Origin of the sequence: Polaromonas sp. (assembly GCF_041689105.1) — a bacterium.
In the GTDB taxonomy this organism is placed as follows: Bacteria; Pseudomonadota; Gammaproteobacteria; order Burkholderiales; family Burkholderiaceae_C; genus Polaromonas.
In genome coordinates this window covers 1-15,409 of record NZ_JBDNGU010000198.1, presented here as the reverse complement: position 1 = coordinate 15,409, position 15,409 = coordinate 1, and the positions used below count along the sequence as shown (strand labels likewise).

19 protein-coding genes and 1 tRNA gene are annotated in these 15,409 nt (G+C 63.7%); 6 read left to right on the top strand and 14 right to left on the bottom strand.

Annotated elements, in window-relative coordinates:
• Positions 1-215 precede the first annotated feature (215 nt).
• The 3 genes from ACESMT_RS19800 to ACESMT_RS19790 form a co-directional block, all read right to left on the bottom strand.
• Complete coding sequence (locus tag ACESMT_RS19800; RefSeq protein WP_372828308.1) at positions 216-875, bottom strand: BON domain-containing protein; 660 nt, start codon at positions 873-875, stop codon at positions 216-218.
• Positions 875-1,471: a phosphoheptose isomerase gene (locus ACESMT_RS19795; RefSeq protein WP_372828307.1), complete on the bottom strand. Its 597-nt coding sequence runs from the start codon at positions 1,469-1,471 to the stop codon at positions 875-877. Before ACESMT_RS19795 ends, ACESMT_RS19800 begins: the two co-directional genes overlap by 1 nt.
• A gap of 137 nt (positions 1,472-1,608) precedes the next feature.
• Positions 1,609-2,070 carry a YraN family protein gene (locus tag ACESMT_RS19790; RefSeq protein WP_372828306.1) on the bottom strand — a complete coding sequence of 154 codons (462 nt, stop codon included), beginning with the start codon at positions 2,068-2,070 and terminating at the stop codon, positions 1,609-1,611.
• 50 nt (positions 2,071-2,120) lie between these two features.
• Between ACESMT_RS19790 and rsmI the strand changes: the two genes are divergently transcribed.
• Positions 2,121-2,960 carry a 16S rRNA (cytidine(1402)-2'-O)-methyltransferase gene (gene rsmI, locus ACESMT_RS19785; protein ID WP_372828311.1) on the top strand — a complete coding sequence of 280 codons (840 nt, stop codon included), beginning with the start codon at positions 2,121-2,123 and terminating at the stop codon, positions 2,958-2,960.
• Positions 2,961-2,971: 11 nt separating this feature from the next.
• Here rsmI and ACESMT_RS19780 read toward each other — a convergent pair whose 3' ends face one another.
• Positions 2,972-3,469, bottom strand: a complete 498-nt coding sequence (locus ACESMT_RS19780) for a hypothetical protein (RefSeq protein ID WP_372828305.1) — start codon at positions 3,467-3,469, stop codon at positions 2,972-2,974.
• A 119-nt stretch (positions 3,470-3,588) separates the two neighbouring features.
• Between ACESMT_RS19780 and ACESMT_RS19775 the strand changes: the two genes are divergently transcribed.
• Entirely contained in the window at positions 3,589-4,200 is a 612-nt protein-coding gene (locus ACESMT_RS19775) for a DUF938 domain-containing protein (protein WP_372828310.1), read from the top strand.
• 24 nt (positions 4,201-4,224) lie between these two features.
• Here the strand turns inward: ACESMT_RS19775 and ACESMT_RS19770 are convergent, their stop codons facing one another.
• The 3 genes from ACESMT_RS19770 to ACESMT_RS19760 all read right to left on the bottom strand — a co-directional run bounded on the left by ACESMT_RS19770 (position 4,225) and on the right by ACESMT_RS19760 (position 7,036).
• Positions 4,225-5,808 carry a sodium:solute symporter gene (locus tag ACESMT_RS19770; protein ID WP_372828304.1) on the bottom strand — a complete coding sequence of 528 codons (1,584 nt, stop codon included), beginning with the start codon at positions 5,806-5,808 and terminating at the stop codon, positions 4,225-4,227.
• Between the two features lie 77 nt (positions 5,809-5,885).
• Entirely contained in the window at positions 5,886-6,923 is a 1,038-nt protein-coding gene (locus tag ACESMT_RS19765) for a 3'-5' exonuclease (protein WP_372828303.1), read from the bottom strand.
• A 37-nt stretch (positions 6,924-6,960) separates the two neighbouring features.
• A tRNA-Arg gene (locus ACESMT_RS19760) sits at positions 6,961-7,036 on the bottom strand.
• A gap of 204 nt (positions 7,037-7,240) precedes the next feature.
• Here ACESMT_RS19760 and ACESMT_RS19755 point away from each other — a divergent pair.
• Complete coding sequence (locus ACESMT_RS19755; protein WP_372828302.1) at positions 7,241-8,098, top strand: cytochrome c5 family protein; 858 nt, start codon at positions 7,241-7,243, stop codon at positions 8,096-8,098.
• 117 nt (positions 8,099-8,215) lie between these two features.
• On the opposite strand, the gene ACESMT_RS19750 is transcribed toward ACESMT_RS19755, so the two are convergent.
• Genes ACESMT_RS19750 through ACESMT_RS19735 form a run of 4 tightly spaced genes read right to left on the bottom strand, consistent with a single transcriptional unit; the run spans position 8,216 to position 11,087 of the window.
• Positions 8,216-8,758 (bottom strand): DUF2946 family protein, encoded by a 543-nt coding sequence (locus ACESMT_RS19750; RefSeq protein ID WP_372828301.1) that lies wholly within the window; start codon positions 8,756-8,758, stop codon positions 8,216-8,218.
• Positions 8,751-9,794, bottom strand: coding sequence for a YheT family hydrolase (locus tag ACESMT_RS19745; protein WP_372828300.1), 1,044 nt, complete (start codon positions 9,792-9,794; stop codon positions 8,751-8,753). Before ACESMT_RS19745 ends, ACESMT_RS19750 begins: the two co-directional genes overlap by 8 nt.
• A gap of 11 nt (positions 9,795-9,805) precedes the next feature.
• Positions 9,806-10,252 (bottom strand): nuclear transport factor 2 family protein, encoded by a 447-nt coding sequence (locus ACESMT_RS19740; protein WP_372828299.1) that lies wholly within the window; start codon positions 10,250-10,252, stop codon positions 9,806-9,808.
• Positions 10,253-10,256: 4 nt separating this feature from the next.
• Entirely contained in the window at positions 10,257-11,087 is an 831-nt protein-coding gene (locus ACESMT_RS19735) for a hypothetical protein (protein WP_372828298.1), read from the bottom strand.
• 43 nt (positions 11,088-11,130) lie between these two features.
• Here ACESMT_RS19735 and ACESMT_RS19730 point away from each other — a divergent pair, with 43 nt between their 5' ends.
• From ACESMT_RS19730 to ACESMT_RS19720, 3 genes are read left to right on the top strand one after another with little or no spacing between them, the layout of a single operon-like run.
• On the top strand, positions 11,131-11,730 hold the full coding sequence (locus ACESMT_RS19730; RefSeq protein ID WP_372828297.1) for a LemA family protein: 600 nt from the start codon (positions 11,131-11,133) through the stop codon (positions 11,728-11,730).
• Between the two features lie 19 nt (positions 11,731-11,749).
• Positions 11,750-12,667 carry a YgcG family protein gene (locus ACESMT_RS19725; protein ID WP_372828296.1) on the top strand — a complete coding sequence of 306 codons (918 nt, stop codon included), beginning with the start codon at positions 11,750-11,752 and terminating at the stop codon, positions 12,665-12,667.
• A 10-nt stretch (positions 12,668-12,677) separates the two neighbouring features.
• Entirely contained in the window at positions 12,678-13,193 is a 516-nt protein-coding gene (locus tag ACESMT_RS19720; RefSeq protein ID WP_372828295.1) for a TPM domain-containing protein, read from the top strand.
• Positions 13,194-13,416: 223 nt separating this feature from the next.
• Here ACESMT_RS19720 and ACESMT_RS19715 read toward each other — a convergent pair whose 3' ends face one another.
• The 3 genes from ACESMT_RS19715 to ACESMT_RS19705 form a co-directional block, all read right to left on the bottom strand.
• Complete coding sequence (locus ACESMT_RS19715; protein WP_372828294.1) at positions 13,417-13,842, bottom strand: F0F1 ATP synthase subunit epsilon; 426 nt, start codon at positions 13,840-13,842, stop codon at positions 13,417-13,419.
• A 3-nt stretch (positions 13,843-13,845) separates the two neighbouring features.
• Positions 13,846-15,249 (bottom strand): F0F1 ATP synthase subunit beta, encoded by a 1,404-nt coding sequence (atpD, locus tag ACESMT_RS19710; protein ID WP_372828293.1) that lies wholly within the window; start codon positions 15,247-15,249, stop codon positions 13,846-13,848.
• Positions 15,250-15,299: 50 nt separating this feature from the next.
• A partial coding sequence (locus tag ACESMT_RS19705) for a F0F1 ATP synthase subunit gamma (protein ID WP_372828309.1) occupies positions 15,300-15,409 on the bottom strand: 110 nt, incomplete at its 5' end.

The following is a 15,409-nucleotide window of genomic DNA, read 5'->3' as shown; positions in this document are numbered from 1 at the left end:
CGCGGCTCCTGCTTGAAAAGAGAAGACCCCCACCTTCGATCGCTGCGCGTAGCTCTCTGCCCCCCGAGGGGGCGCTGCGCCTGCGGACTGGCAGAGCCAGATCCGCGGCTCCTGCTTGAAAAGAGAAGACCCCCACGTTCGCTCGCTGCGTCTCGTCCAGACGGTGCGTAAAAAAAGCCGGCTTGCAGCCGGCTTTTTCTCGAGTTCGTCGCAGCTCAAGAGCGCGGTGCAGGCGCCGGTTTGGCGGTCGGCGGCAGCAGGCGCTTCATTTCTTCTTCGCTGATGATCTCCAGAATACGCACCACCTTCTGCACGCCGCGAGCGCCGCGGGCGATCTCGGTGGCGCGATCAGCCTCGCGCTGGGTCACACGTCCCATCAGGTACACCGTGCCTCGCTCGGTCACCACCTTGAAGGCGTTGGCGTACAGGTCTTTGGCGTCAATCAGCAGAGCCTTGACCTGGCCGGTGATCAGCACGTCCGAAGAACGCTGCACCAGCGACGGGCTGTCGATGATGCCGAGCTCATTGACCACGCCGTTGACGTTTTCCACGCGCGAGACAACCTGCTCGACCTGCTTTCTGTCGTTTTCGTTGAGCACTTCGCCGGTCAGCAGCACCTGGCGGTTGTAACTGGTCACGCTGACGCGCGCGCGGCTGCCGATGGCGTCGCGCAAGCGGCTCATCGCACGCAGCTCGATGCCTTCGTCTTCCAGCTGGGCGCCCGAGGTGCGGCGGTCCATCGCCACCAGGGCGCCGCCGGCCGCGCCACCCACCAGAAGCGGAATGCAGGCCGTGAGGGAGCCGCCGAGAACAGCCGCAGCGCAAGCCGTCAGCAGCAGCCGTTTGAAAGGGTTGGAGATTGAACTGGATTTCATCAAGGGCTTTCCTGGTCACCAAGTAATTGGGCATCCACGCCATCACAGATGCAGTGAAGGGCCAGCAGATGGACTTCCTGAATGCGTGCGGTGCGATCATGCGGCACGCAGATGTGAACGTCGGTTTCGCGCAGTGCGGAAGTCATTTTTCCGCCGCCTTTTCCGGTCAGCGCAACCACGGTCATTTCGCGCTCGTGCGCCGCCTCGATGGCGACCAGCACATTGGCCGAGTTGCCGCTGGTGCTCAGCGCCAGCAGCACATCGCCAGCGCCGCCGAGCGCGCGCACCTGCTTGGAAAAAATAACGCTGAAATCGTAGTCGTTGGCAATTGCCGTGAGGATGGAGCTGTCAGTGGTCAGCGCAATCGCCCCGAGTTCCGGCCGCTCGCGCTCAAAGCGCCCGACAAATTCGGCCGCGAAATGCTGGGCATCGGCGGCCGAGCCGCCGTTGCCGCAGGCCAGCACCTTGCCCCCGCTGGTCACGCTGGCCAAAATGGCCTGCACCGCGGCGGCAATCGGTTTGGAGAGTATTTGTGCGGCCTGGTACTTCAGGTCGGCGCTGTCGATGAAGTGCTGTTCAATGCGTTGTTCGAGCATGGGTCAATGATAGCGGGTCGGACATTTCAAAATCGCGCATGCCGGCCCTCAGGCCGCTCAGCGCAATGCATGGTTACAAAATGGGGGCAGCTGCGCCCATCACAAGCATCTGCAGAGTCAATGGGCGCCAATCGGCCTCAATCAGCGTCGAACGCACCCCGCAGCCATTCGACGCTCACGCCGCCCGGCGCGCCCTCCTCGCCTTCCACCAGCACCACATCGAAACGGCAAGGCGGCGACGTGGCAAAACGCATCAGGTAGTGGCGCGCTGCAAAAATGATGCGCCGCTGTTTGGTGACGCCTATGCTGGCACCTGCGCCGCCGTGCGAGCGGCTTTTGCGCTGGCGCACCTCGACAAACACCAGCGTGCCGTCGGGCGCACGCATGATGAGGTCCACTTCGCCGCCACCACGGCCTGGCGTCCGATAATTGGACTGCACCAGGCTCAAGCCGGCGTGCACCAGATAGCCCAGTGCCAGCGATTCGGCCGCGTCGCCGAGCCGCTTGGTGGTAATCTGGCCGGGCTGATTTTGCGCCCCGGCCGCGCTGGCGCCGCCGCCGGTGGGCGCTTTTGCAACCTGTTTCCTGGAAAACCACATTGAATGCTTCCTTCGACCTGGCCCTGCCTGCCGCACGCGCTGCCGCAGGCATGCAGCATTATCCCGAAGCCGCGCTGTATGTGGTCGCCACGCCGATCGGCAATCTGTCGGACATCAGCCTGCGCGCCCTGCATGTGCTGCAGCTGGTGCATGCCATTGCCTGCGAAGACACGCGACACACCCAGACCATGCTGCGCCAGTACGGCATCGACAAACCTCTGCTGGCCGTGCATGAGCACAATGAGGCAGAGGCCGCGCTGCTGGTGATTGAACGGCTGCAGCGCGGCGAACGCGTGGCCTATGTCAGTGACGCCGGCACACCCGCCGTCAGCGACCCGGGCGCGCGGCTGGTGGCCGCGGTGCGGGCCGCCGGGCTGGTAATTTTGCCGTTGCCGGGCGCCAGCAGCGTCACGGCGGCGCTCAGCGTGGCGGGTATCGGCGGCGACTCGGGTTTTGTGTTTGCCGGCTTCCTGCCGTCAAAGGCGGCAGAACGCGACCAGGCGGTGCTGGCGCTGCAGGCAGACAAACGCGCCGTGGTGATTCTGGAGGCGCCCCACCGCATCGAGGCGCTGGCGCGCGCCATGGCGCCGCTGGGGCAGCGCCAGGTTACCGTGGGCCGGGAGCTGACCAAACAGTTTGAAGAAATCGCCACCGTGGCGGCGCAGGACTTCAGCGCCTGGCTGGCCGCCAGCAGCCAGCGCACGCGGGGCGAGTTTGCGCTGGTGCTGCACCCCGGCGAAGAGGCGCGGGCCAAGGACGACGGCCACCGTGTCCTGCAGTTGCTGCTGGCAGAGCTGCCTCTCAAAACCGCCGTCAAACTGGCGGCCGACATCACCGGCGCACCGCGCAATGAGTTGTACGAAGCGGCCCTGCAGCTGAAAAAAGCCTGAGGCACTGCGGTTCAGTCCCGGTCGTTCGGCGCGTTCACGAATTCCATGCCCGGATGGGCTTTCTGAACCACCTGCCTGTCATCCAGATAAACCCAGTAAAAGAGGTCTTGCAGGTCATACCAGCGGTAGGTCAGGATGTCGCCCTGCCAGGAAGCAACGTGATCGACCAGGGCGGGTGGCCCGAACTCCCGAAGTACATCGTCCCGTGTCCACGTGCCGGGCTCGATGCGCGCAAAGTCGCGGGCGTTGAGAACCTGTCTTGCGCCGAGCACACGCCCGGAGGCATCAAGGTCAATCATGAACGCGAACTGGCCGGTGGGTTGGCCCGAGTACTGCAAGCGCGTGCCCTGACTGATCGGCACCACCGCGCCCGGCGGACCCATACGCGCCAACACGTCGGCCTGTGTCATGCCCGGCTTGACAGTGCTGAACGGATGCAGTGCACAGCCACTGAGCCAAAGCAGGCTGGCGAGCAGAAGCAAAGAGGTGAAGAAGTTTTTTGATCGCATGTAGCTTCCCGGTTACGGCCCGCTGGTGGGCTATGTGGCTTGTTTGGCCTGCCGGACGCCGCGCCCGGCAACACGATTTGGACACGCCGGTTGCGCGGCAGTTCCCGGTGACAATGCCCCTGATGGACAAACCCCACGCTCCTGCGACCGACCGGAACCGCGAACCCATCCTGGCCGTGCTGGGCGAGCGTTTCGCCGACCGGCACTCGGTGCTTGAGATTGGCAGCGGCACCGGCCAGCACGCGGTGTATTTTGCTCGTGCCCTGCCCTGGCTGCGCTGGCAAAGCTCGGATGTCGCCGGCAATCTGCCGGGAATACGGCAATGGCTCGATGAGGCCGGGCTGCCCAACACCCCCGCCCCCATCATGCTTGACCTGCGCCAACCCTGGCCGGCCGTCGAATTTGACACGGTCTTCAGCGCCAACACCCTGCACATCATGGGCTGGCCCGAAGTGCAGCAGCTGTTTCAGGCGCTGGGCCGGCGTATGCCCCCCGACGGGCTGCTCACCGTGTATGGCCCCTTCAACTATGACGGACGCTTCACCAGCAAAAGCAATGCCGGTTTTGACGCGTCGCTGCGGGCCGGCAACCCGGCCAGCGGCTTGCGCGACTTTGAGGCCGTGGACACACTGGCAAAACAGGCCGGCCTGCGCTTGATCGAGGACCGCGCGATGCCGGCCAACAACCGCTGCATCAGCTGGCAGCGCGCCGGGAACGGGGCCGAGGCCTAGGCCGGATGAAATGATCCGCCAGAATCACCAGAAAGCCACCACGATAGCCAGCGTCAGCGCGGCGACCGCCACAACCTGCACCCGGTAATCCAGCAGCCAGCCGTGCGGTTTGTCCGGTCGCGTCATCTCCAACCGCCAGAGCGAAGAACGCATGGCGGCGTCATCGCGCGGCGTGGTGAACAGGCTCACGGTCACGCAGATCAACAGGCACAACAAGGTGGTCATGCCTGCGACGATGGTGAAATGCGGGAACACCCAGCCAGCCTGCTTGAATGCCAGCGTAGCAAGGCCGATGCTGTGCCCGACGATCAGCGTGGTCAGGGCCGCTGCCGGCGTGGTGCGCGCCCAGAACAGGCCGAGCATGAAGATGGCCACGACGGGCGGCACCGCATACGAGAAAATTTCCTGCAGGTAGGCAAAGATGCCGGGGAAATGGCGGATCATCGGGGCCCACAGCGCAGCCACCAGCATGAAGACCACCGTCAGGATGCGCCCCAGCCTGACCGCGCCGCGCGTGCCCATGCGTGCCTTCTGTGCGTCGCTCAGAAAATCATGAAAGACCAGCGTGGAGGCCGCATTCAGGGTGCTGTCGATGGTCGACATGATGGCGGCGATCAAACCCGCCAGCACCAGCCCTCGCAGGCCTGACGGCAGCAGCGTGGTGACCAGCGTGGGAAAGACCGCATCGGCCCGCGCTATGTCCGGCAGCAGGCTGGCCGCCATCGCACCCGGCAGGACCATGATGAACAGCGGCGTGAGCTTGAGCAAGCCGGCCAGCGTCAGCGACCAGCGGGCGTGGTCCAGGCTGCGCGCCGCCAGCACGCGCTGCACGATGTACTGGTTGGTGGACCAGTAATAAAACCCGAGCACGGGCACGCCGATCAGCGTTCCCAGCCATGGCAGGTCGGGGTCGTCCAGGGGACGGATCAGCGACAGGTGCCCCTCCGGCAACCCGGCGGTGGCCTGGCTCCAGGAGTAGTCGTTGCCGGCAAAGATGATCCAGGTCAGGGCGGTCGATCCGGCCAGCAGCACGATGGCCTGAATCACATCGGTGTAGACCACGGCGCGCAGGCCCCCGGCAGCGGTGTAGGCACCGGCAAACAGGGCCAGACCGACACAGCTCGGCCAGAACGGCAGACCGGGGAAAAAAACCTGCAGGATCAGCACGCCGGCGAAAATGCTGCCAGCGGTGTCCACGAAGATCGACAGGAAGATGGTCAGCGCCGAGAAATAGCGCCGCACCGTCGGGCTGTAACGCCGCTCCAGGTATTCGGGAATGGTGGTGATTCGTTGCCTGAAAAATACCGGCACAGTCACAAATGCCATGAAGAGAAACAGGATCCCCGCCATCCACTCGTAGTTGGCGACCGAAATACCCGACTTGTAGGCCTGGCCGGTCAGCCCGACCAGGGTCGTGCTGGAAATGTTGGAGGCAAACAGGGAAAAACCCACTGCCGCAAAACCCAGGCTGCGCCCTGCGAGAAAGAAGTCGTCGGTGTCGTGGATCTTGCGGGACACCCACAGACCGATCGTGAGAACAGTGAGGGCGTACAGGCCGATGATCCACAGGTCAAGGCCGCTGAGGGTTCCTGGTGTGATGGCTGTCAAGGCTTGATCCTTCCTTGTTGGTGCGATGAGTCTTCCGCCCGCCCGGCAGGCCGGAATGAATGACGGCAGCGAACGTCTTACAGGGTGCGGCTCTGGATCTGGCCGGGCCGGTTCGAATAACGGGTGGCAGCGTCAAGGCACTCGACCCGCACCTGGGCCGGCCGGTTTGCATAAACAGCTTCCTTGAGCCAGTCACATTCAGCTTGCAAACTGGCCGCGTCGCCAAGGCGCGTGTGCCAGACCTTCTGCGCCCCGTCCCAGCGGTAAGCTCTGGCCTTGAGGAGATCCTTGGCATCAAAGGGTGCTGCGGTGGCCTGCAGGCGGTAGCTGGGTTGGCGGCAGGCAGCGAGCAAGTGCGCCAGCCCGGTCTGCCCCGACGAGCGCGGGCTGGTCAGCACTGCCAGCAGGGCATGGCAATCCATCTCCGCACGATGCGCGTCATAAAACCAGCCCAGCTCCATCGTCAGCTGCGTGAGTTTGGCCGAGCTGCGGCCTTCCTTTTTCCAGTCCAGATCGGCAAAAGAGCAGGCCCAGGGCAGCTGCGCAAATTGCGCCAGACGGGCCTCGGCAAAAGGACGGTCAAAGCCGGCGTTGTGCGCAACAACCAGGTCCGCGCCGGCCAGCATGGCAGCAACGCGCTGCTCGTCGAGCTTGTGGCCGCGCACCATCTCGTCCGTGATGCCGGTGATCTGCTGGATCTCAAGGGGGATCGGCATGACCGGATCTTCCAGGCCGTCGTACACCTCGACAACACCTGTTGGCAAGCCGGTGGCAGTGTCCACGTCAACGCCGAGCAGGGCCAGCTCCATGATGCGGTCGCGCGAAGCGTCCAGCCCGGTGGTTTCGGTGTCCAGGATCAGCACACGTGTGACCTTGCCTGCAGGCTGGTGCGCAAAGTGTGTCACCACGGGCAGGCGCCGTAACACGCGGTAATCGGCATGGGCCTCCAGGGCGCGAGCCATGACCTCAGGCTCGGTCGGGGTCGCTGGCAGGGCAGCAGCCGGAACTTTGGACTTGCGGATTTTTGAAGGAGGCGCCTGCGAAGCCGCAGCGGCATCGTCAAACCCGAACCCGAGCTGGCGGGTCACCATGGCATGGGCGTCGGCGTCGTTCATTGGTTGGTGCGGTGGGCGGCGTTGATGGCATCAGGGATGGTGCGGCTGGCGGGGATCGAACCCACGACCCTTGGCTTCGGAGGCCAATACTCTATCCACTGAGCTACAGCCGCAACGCTGAAATGAACGCTCTACCCGACTTTGCAGCGGGTAGAGACAGTGCAGGACCCGGCTCTTGCGCGTCTGATCCTGTGGAACGGATCGATTCTACCAGTCGGGCAGGCGCATCACGGTCCCTGGCGAGCCCCCAGCTATAATCGAAGGTTGTCGACTATGAGTTGCTTTAGTCACCCGATTTCTGCCTTTTTGAGGAAGCCATGAGCGCAAACGATCACACGACGGCCCACGAAGAAGACCACTCTGGCCCCATCAAAACACCCCAGCAACTGCTGGCGGCGATTTTTTTCTCGTTTGTCATTCCCATTTTCGGCATCATCGCGCTGGTTTATTACGTCACTTCCGACAGTCGGCCCGCTGCGGGCGCTGTCAACACGGAACAGGCGGTCGCCCAGCGCATCCAGAAAATCGGCATGGTGGAGATCCGTGACGCGAATCGCCCACTGAAAGCTGGCGCCGAGGTGTATGCCGCCCAGTGTGCGGCCTGCCATACGACCGGTGTTGCCGGTTCACCCAAGTTTGGCGACGCCGCCGCTTGGGGGGCCCGCATCAAGACAGGTTATGAAGCCCTGCTCACTTCCGCACTCAAAGGCAAAGGCGCCATGGGCCCGCAAGGCGGCGGCGATTTTGAAGATGCCGAGATCGGCCGCGCCGTGGCCCACATGGCCAATGCCGCAGGTGCCAAATTTGCGGAGCCTCAGCGTGCTGCTGCGATGGCTGCTGCCCCGGACAGCACGGCGCCTGCCGCCGACGTGATGGCTGCCGTGGCGGCCGCCAGCAAAACCCCGGCAGCGCCTGCCGCCGCACCGGTAGCAGCAGCCAGTGCCGTGCCGGCCCTTTACACGCAGGCCTGCGCAGCCTGCCATATTGCCGGTGTTGCCAACGCGCCCAAGCTGGGTGACAAAGCGGCCTGGGCGCCGCGCGTTGCCATGGGCATCGACGCCCTGACGGCCAGCGTGATCAAGGGCAAAGGCGTCATGCCTCCGCGCGGCGGCTCTACCGGCTCCGATGCAGACATCAAGGCCGTGGTCCAGTACATGGTCAGCACTGTCAAATAAACCGACGTGTCCACGCCTGATGTTGAAAAGCCGGTCAGTGACCGGCTTTTTTACGGGCCGGTCCGAAAAAAGCAGTAAAAGTGGCTACAGCCCTTATGTGGTGGGCACAAGCAGCTATTATTTTTGTAGCGAACTCGGGCTGCGCACATAGGAAAAGCGAAGCGGCAAGTCCCGCGTTGCTACTTCCTCGGGCACCCACAGGCCCTGCTCGATGGCTTCTGCCGCATTGAGCATGTCCTGAGTGTGCACCAGACCAAAGCCGAGGTGGGTGTCCAGGTAAACACGGCCATGCTCGTCCAGCACACAGCGCTGCGCACGCGCGCGCTCGCCGGTATGCGCCGTCACGGCGAAATCCGGCGCGCCGCCTATGCGCCAGACCAGGGGAGTCGCCTCCAGTTCCACATACACGCGCTGCGGGCCGTTCTGGAAAAACCACTGGCCTGCCTTGTCGCTTTCGTAATTGCGGGCAATGAAGTCGATCAGCTTGTCGTGTTTGAGCAGCGACCCTTTGCTGGCCACATTGCCGCCTGCAAAAGCGCCGGCCGCCTGCGCCTGATCGTCACGCATGTACCAGTTGCCGCGCGCGTCCAGACCCAGCCAGCCAAAACAGTTGGGCACGTTGGGCCATTTGGCGATAGCCTGTCGAACAATGTCATCCATGGGAGCGATTTTGCCCCGCTTCGAGCTGCGCCGCAAAAAACCCGCAGACCGCCTCGGGCATGGCGCGCACATGGCCCGGAAAGGGCGCCGACGGAAAGCCCACGTGGCCGCCTTCGCGAGGCTGCCAGAGCGTGACGGCGGCGCTGACGTCGCCAGCCTGCGGCAGGCTGGCCGCCGGCACAAAGGGGTCGTTGAGCGCGTTCAGGGCCAGGGCTGGCACAGTGATGCCGTGCATGTGCGGCTTGGCAGACGCCCGCTTCCAGTAGTCCTCGGTGTCCCTGAACCCATGCAAGGGCGCGGTGACCACGTTGTCGAACGCATACAGGTCGCGCGCGGCCAGCAGCGCCTCGGCACTGAACAGGCCCGGATGCTGCTCGAGTTTTTTGAGCGCCTTGGGCACCATGGAACTGAGGAACATGCGGGTGTAAACCAGCCGGTTAAAACCCTGGCCAATGGCGCGTCCGCTGGCCGCCAGGTCAAGCGGCGAGCAGACCGAGGCCACCGCGCTGACGACGGCTTGCGCTGCGCCGCCAAACTCGGCGGCCCAGCGCATCAGGGCATTGCCGCCCAGTGAAATGCCCACGGCCACCACCGGCCCGGCATGGGCATTTTTGAAACGCCGCAGGATCCAGTCGATCTCCTCGAAGTCGCCGGAATGGTAAGCCCTCGGCGCGCGGTTGAGCTCGCCCGAGCAGCCGCGAAAATGCGGCACCGCGCAGGCCCATCCGCGCACACGCGCGACATCGGCAAAGGCTTCGGCATAGTGGCTGGCCGAGGAGCCTTCCAGACCGTGGAAGACAACAAGAAGCGGGGCATTCACGGAAGCAGCGGTCGCCTGGAAAAGTACTCCGCTGCGTCCGGCATTCACACCGGCGGCGTGCTGCGCAAAATCGACATCGACAAAATCCCCGTCGGGCGTGTCCCAGCGCTCGCGCCGGAAGGTCGGCGCGTCGGCCAAATGGCGTTCAGACCGCAAGGCGGCGTAAATGGTCTGCAGGTTGCCACCGGGCAACCACCACGGGGCTTGGTACAACATCGGGGTCACGCTCAATGCAGCACTTGCGGGCTGTCAGAGATTTCCTGCATCTCGCGCGGCGTGCCGGGGCTGGTGTGGTGAGCGACCATGCGCCAGCCTTGCGCGGTCTTGTGGTACACGTTGGTGGCGATCACGTAGGCGTGGCGCGGCCCTTCCTCGGTCATGACTTCGATGCGCTCAAGCACGCTGTGCACGCTGGCACTCATGGCTTCGACCTTGCGCACTTTTTCGGCGTACGCGCGTATGGTGCCGTTGGCAAACATGGCGTCAAAAGCCGCGCGTATGGCGCCCGGCCCAAGCAGGCGCGGCCCGCCGGGGTGGATACAGACGATGTCGTCTTCGTCGGCCCAGCAGGCCATGAGTTTGTCGATGTCGCCGCTTTGCAGCGCCTCATAGAAAGCCGCCTCAATGTCGTCGGCGTTGCCGGTGCTGGCTGGGGAAATTTTTTGTCTTCGCATGGATTCATTCGCCGCTGTACGCGTTTTTCCCCGGTTTGGATGCGGGCGTCGTCGTATTAAGCCACGCCTTGAGCACGCCCTGCATGTCGGAGGACTGTCCGGCCTGCCACAGCAGCTCCGGCGCCGCCACATGGGTGCCGGCCGGCAACACCTGCAAGGCCGCCTCGACAAACTCGGCCAGCTTGGCGGCCCGCACCGGCAGCGCGGATGACGGAATCATGTATCTCATGACCGACAGCATCCAGGCCGCCAGTTTTTCCGGCGCGCTGCGGCCCGCCACTGGCTTCGGTTTTTGCGCGGACCGCACCAGCAACACACGCTCAAAGCCCAGCGCGGCCACGGTGTGTTCGTCAATGCTGGCCAGACCTTGCCTGAGCGCCTGCGGCAGGCTGCCCTGCGCATGCGGCAACACCACCACCAGCGTCTGCACACCACAACGCCTGAACCAGTGCGCCAGCGCCACCAGTTGGCTGGGCTCAGGCGTCCACAAGGCGCGTTCCCTGTCGTGATACAGCCGCGGCGGCTCAAACATGATCACGCCGGTTTGTACGGGGACCGGCAACGCGGGCCAGGTTGCCATGTCGTCAGCCCCGGCCAGCACGATGGCCACGTGCGCCAGCCCGGGGGTGATCGGCTCGCGTGCCAGCACCTGGGTCTGCGCAAACCGGCCGCTGCCCACCAGCCGGCGCAACACCTCGCTGCCGAGCGCGCCGGTCGCTCCGACCACCAGCAGCCGGTTTTTTTGCAGCGCAGATGCAGGCGCGGGTCGCAGGAGAGCCTGCAAGGCCTGCAGGGGGCCGGTCTCATTGGGCTGATGACTGACATGAATCGGCATATGACTATGGTAGTGTTGCAGCTTGCTTTTTGGAGGCTTTGCCATGAAATTGCGCTTTGTCAGCTGGATCCTCGCCGGCTTCTTCGCCCTGCTGCTTTCGGGCTGTGGCTACAACGACTTCCAGCGCCTGGACGAGCAGACCAAGTCGGCCTGGTCCGAAGTGCTCAACCAGTACCAGCGCCGCGCTGACCTGGTGCCCAATATTGTCGCTACCGTCAAGGGCGAAGCCGCCTTTGAGCAGGACACGTTGACCAAGGTGGTGGAAGCCCGCGCCAGGGCCACCTCCATCCAGGTGACGCCAGAGACCCTGAACGACCCGGCAGCGTTCTCCAAATTCCAGGCGGCGCAGGGTGAACTGAGCTCGGCGCTTTCGCGTCTGCTGGTCGTCACCGAGAACTACCCCAACCTCAAGGCCAACCAGGGCTTTCAGGACCTGCGGGTACAGCTCGAAGGCACTGAAAACCGCATCACCGTTGCGCGCAACCGCTACATCCAGGCGGTGCAGGCCTACAACGTGCTCGCGCGCAGCTTTCCCAACAACCTGACGGCCATGGTGTTCGGCTACAAGGTCAAACCGACCTTCAGCGTGCAGAACGAAGCACAGATCAGCGCACCGCCAGCCGTCAACTTCGAGAAGAAATAGTCCCGGGCGGCACCGCATCATGGGCTCCCTGCGTATGGCCGGCTGGTTGACAGCCTTGCTGCTGGCCTTTGGCCTGCTGCACAGCCCCGTGGGCGCGCAGTCGCTGCAGGTCATCCCGCCGCTGACGGCGCGTGTGATCGACACCACCGCCACGCTGGACGCCGGGCAAAAGCAGGCACTGGACGCCAAGCTCGAGGCGTTTGAAAAAGCCAAAGGCTCGCAGATCGTGGTGCTCATGGTGCCAAGCACACAACCCGAAGATATCGTGGACTACGCGCAGCGTGTGGGCGACCTCTGGAAGATTGGCCGCAAGGACGTCGGCGACGGTGTGCTGCTGGTGGTCGCCAAGAACGACCGCAAGGTGCGCATCGCCACCGCCAAGACGCTCGAAGGCGCCATCCCCGACCTGGCGGCGCGGCAGATCATTGACCGCGCGATCACGCCGCGTTTTCGCGCAAACGACTTTGCTGGCGGCCTCAACGCCGCCGTCGACCAGATCATGGCGCGCATCAGCGGCGAAAACCTGGCGCTCCCGGAAGCTGAAAATTCATCGAGCCGCAGCGATGCAGGATTCCAGTGGACCGACATGGCCATCTTTCTCTTCTTTGCCGTCCCTATCGGCGCTCGCCTGCTGTCCCGCATGCTTGGGCGCAAGGCCGGTTCGTTGCTGACTGGCGGCGCGGTCGGTGTGGTGGCCTGGCTGTTCACCGCCAGCCTGCTGATTGGCGGCATTGCGGCACTGGTAGCCATGCTGTTTGCGCTGATCGCCGGCCTGGCGCCTGCGGGTCGCGGCGCTGGCTTGGGTGGTTTGGGTGGCGGCAGCGGCTGGGGCGGGTCCTCCGGCCGCGGCGGGGGCTGGGGTGGCGGCGGAGGCGGTGGCTTCAGCAGCGGCGGTGGTGGCAATTTTGGCGGCGGCGGCGCGTCGGGTGGGTGGTAAAGCCATGGGCATGTTGACCTCCCTGTCGCGCACCCTGAAGCACCTCTGGCTGGACGCCGACGACACGCGCCGGGCCATCCCCCCCGACCTGTTGACGCGGCTGATGCAACGCGTGGCCGCCAGCGAAAAACGCCACAGCGGTGAGATCCGCATCTGCGTCGAGGCCGGCCTGCCGCTGAGTTATCTGTGGCGTGGTGCGCCGGCGCGCGAACGCGCGGTGACGCTGTTCGGCAAGCTGCGTGTCTGGGACACCGAGCACAACAATGGTGTGCTGATCTACCTGCTGCTGGCCGACCACGCGATCGAAATCGTCGCCGACCGCGGCCTGGCCCGGCATGTGAGCGCGGTGCAGTGGCAGGCCATGGTGGCGCGCATGGGCGAGGCCTTCAGGAACGGGCGTTACGAAGACGGCCTGACCCAGGCGCTGGAAGAAACATCGGCGCTGCTGATGGCGCATTTCGCGGTCGACACACCCGGCCCGGGTGGCAATCCGAACGAGTTGCCGGACACGCCGGTGCTGCGATAGCCCAGGCTGGCGGCGGGGCCGTCAATCGCTATTGAATTGATAGCTGCCTGCGCTTACAGGACGAGGGCTGGAGCCATATTTCGTTTGCAATGATGTGGCTCAGTCCCGTCAACCGCCATGCCCCTGCTGCGCAAGCTGCGTCTGCGGCAGTGTTGCCCGGATGCACCCATAAAAAAACCCCGGTCTTGCGAACGGGGTTCTGCGAGAGACGCAATGGCGGCTCTTATCTTTTCTGGCGGTACTTGCGCAAGGCGGAAATCTGCGCCGCCATCACCAACAGTTCGGATTGCGCCATCGCAATATCAATATCGGTCTTGGCGTTTTTCAGGGCTTCTTCTGCGGCAGCCTTGGCATCGCTGGCCTTGGCCTCATCGAGGTCCTTGCCGCGAATGGCGGTATCGCTGAGTACTGTGACGCAATGAGGCTGCACTTCAAGCAGGCCGCCGGCGACGAAAACAAACTCTTCGGTGCCATCTGCCTTTTCAATGCGCACGGCACCTGGCTTGATGCGGGTGATCAGCGGTGTGTGGCGTGGGTAAATCCCCAGCTCGCCCGCCTCGCCCGGCAAAGCCACAAACCTGGCCTCGCCCGAAAAGATGGACTCTTCGGCACTGACAACATCGACGCGGATGGTGTGTGTGGTATCCATTGCTTAGACCTTCTTGGCCTTCTCGAAGGCTTCATCAATCGTGCCGACCATGTAGAACGCCTGCTCTGGCAGGTGATCACACTCGCCAGCCACAATCATCTTGAAGCCGCGAATGGTCTCAGCCAGCGGCACGTACTTGCCAGGTGAGCCCGTAAAGACTTCCGCCACAAAAAATGGCTGCGACAGAAACCGCTGGATCTTGCGGGCGCGGGACACGGCCAGCTTGTCGTCGGGTGCCAGTTCGTCCATACCCAGAATCGCGATGATGTCGCGCAGTTCCTTGTAGCGCTGCAGCGTGCCCTGCACGGAGCGGGCCACGTTGTAATGCTCTTCGCCAACCACATTCGGGTCCAGCTGGCGGCTGGTGGAGTCAAGCGGATCCACCGCAGGGTAAATGCCCAGCGACGCAATGTCACGCGACAACGCTACCGTGGAATCCAGGTGGGCGAAGGTCGTGGCAGGCGATGGATCGGTGTAATCGTCGGCAGGAACGTAAACCGCCTGGATGGACGTGATCGAACCCACCTTGGTCGAGGTAATACGTTCTTGCAGGCGGCCCATTTCTTCGGCCAGCGTCGGCTGGTAACCCACGGCGGAAGGCATGCGGCCCAGCAGTGCGGACACTTCGGTACCAGCCAGCGTGTAACGGTAGATGTTGTCGACGAAGAACAGCACGTCCTTGCCTTCATCACGGAAAGACTCGGCAATCGTCAGGCCCGTCAGCGCCACGCGCAGGCGGTTTCCTGGAGGCTCGTTCATCTGACCGTAGACCATGGCCACTTTGGATTCTTCGAGGTTTTCGAGATTCACGACGCCGGAGTCGGCCATCTCGTGATAAAAGTCGTTGCCTTCGCGAGTCCGCTCACCGACACCGGCAAACACGGACACGCCGGAGTGGGCCTTGGCGATGTTGTTGATCAGCTCCATCATGTTGACGGTTTTGCCGACGCCGGCGCCGCCGAACAAGCCGACCTTGCCGCCCTTGGCGAACGGGCAGACCAGGTCAATCACCTTGATGCCGGTTTCAAGCAGTTCCTGGGAAGGGCTCAACTCGTCATAGGCAGGTGGCTTGCGGTGGATGGACATGGTGAGCTCCTGGCTCACAGGACCACGCTCGTCGATAGGCGCACCCAACACATTCATGATGCGGCCCAGCGTTGCACGGCCGACCGGCACCATAATGGGTGAGCCGGTGTTGTACACCATGTTGCCGCGGCGCAGGCCGTCTGACGTGCCCAGCGCAATGGTGCGCACAATGCCGTCGCCGAGCTGCTGCTGCACTTCAAGGGTCAGCTCGGAGCCTTCCATTTTGAGCGCATCGTAAATCCTGGGCATCTGGTCGCGCGCGAATTCAACGTCAACCACCGCGCCGATACACTGAACAATCTTGCCTTGAGCTTGAGCCATGACTGGATCCTTTTCTATTCTTTAAATCTTTAAATCAGGTGTGGCGCGGTTTAAACCGCTGCAGCACCGGCGACAATTTCCGAAAGTTCTTTCGTGATCGCCGCTTGACGCGTCTTGTTGTAGACCAGCTTGAGCTCGCCAATCACGCTGCCGGCGTTGT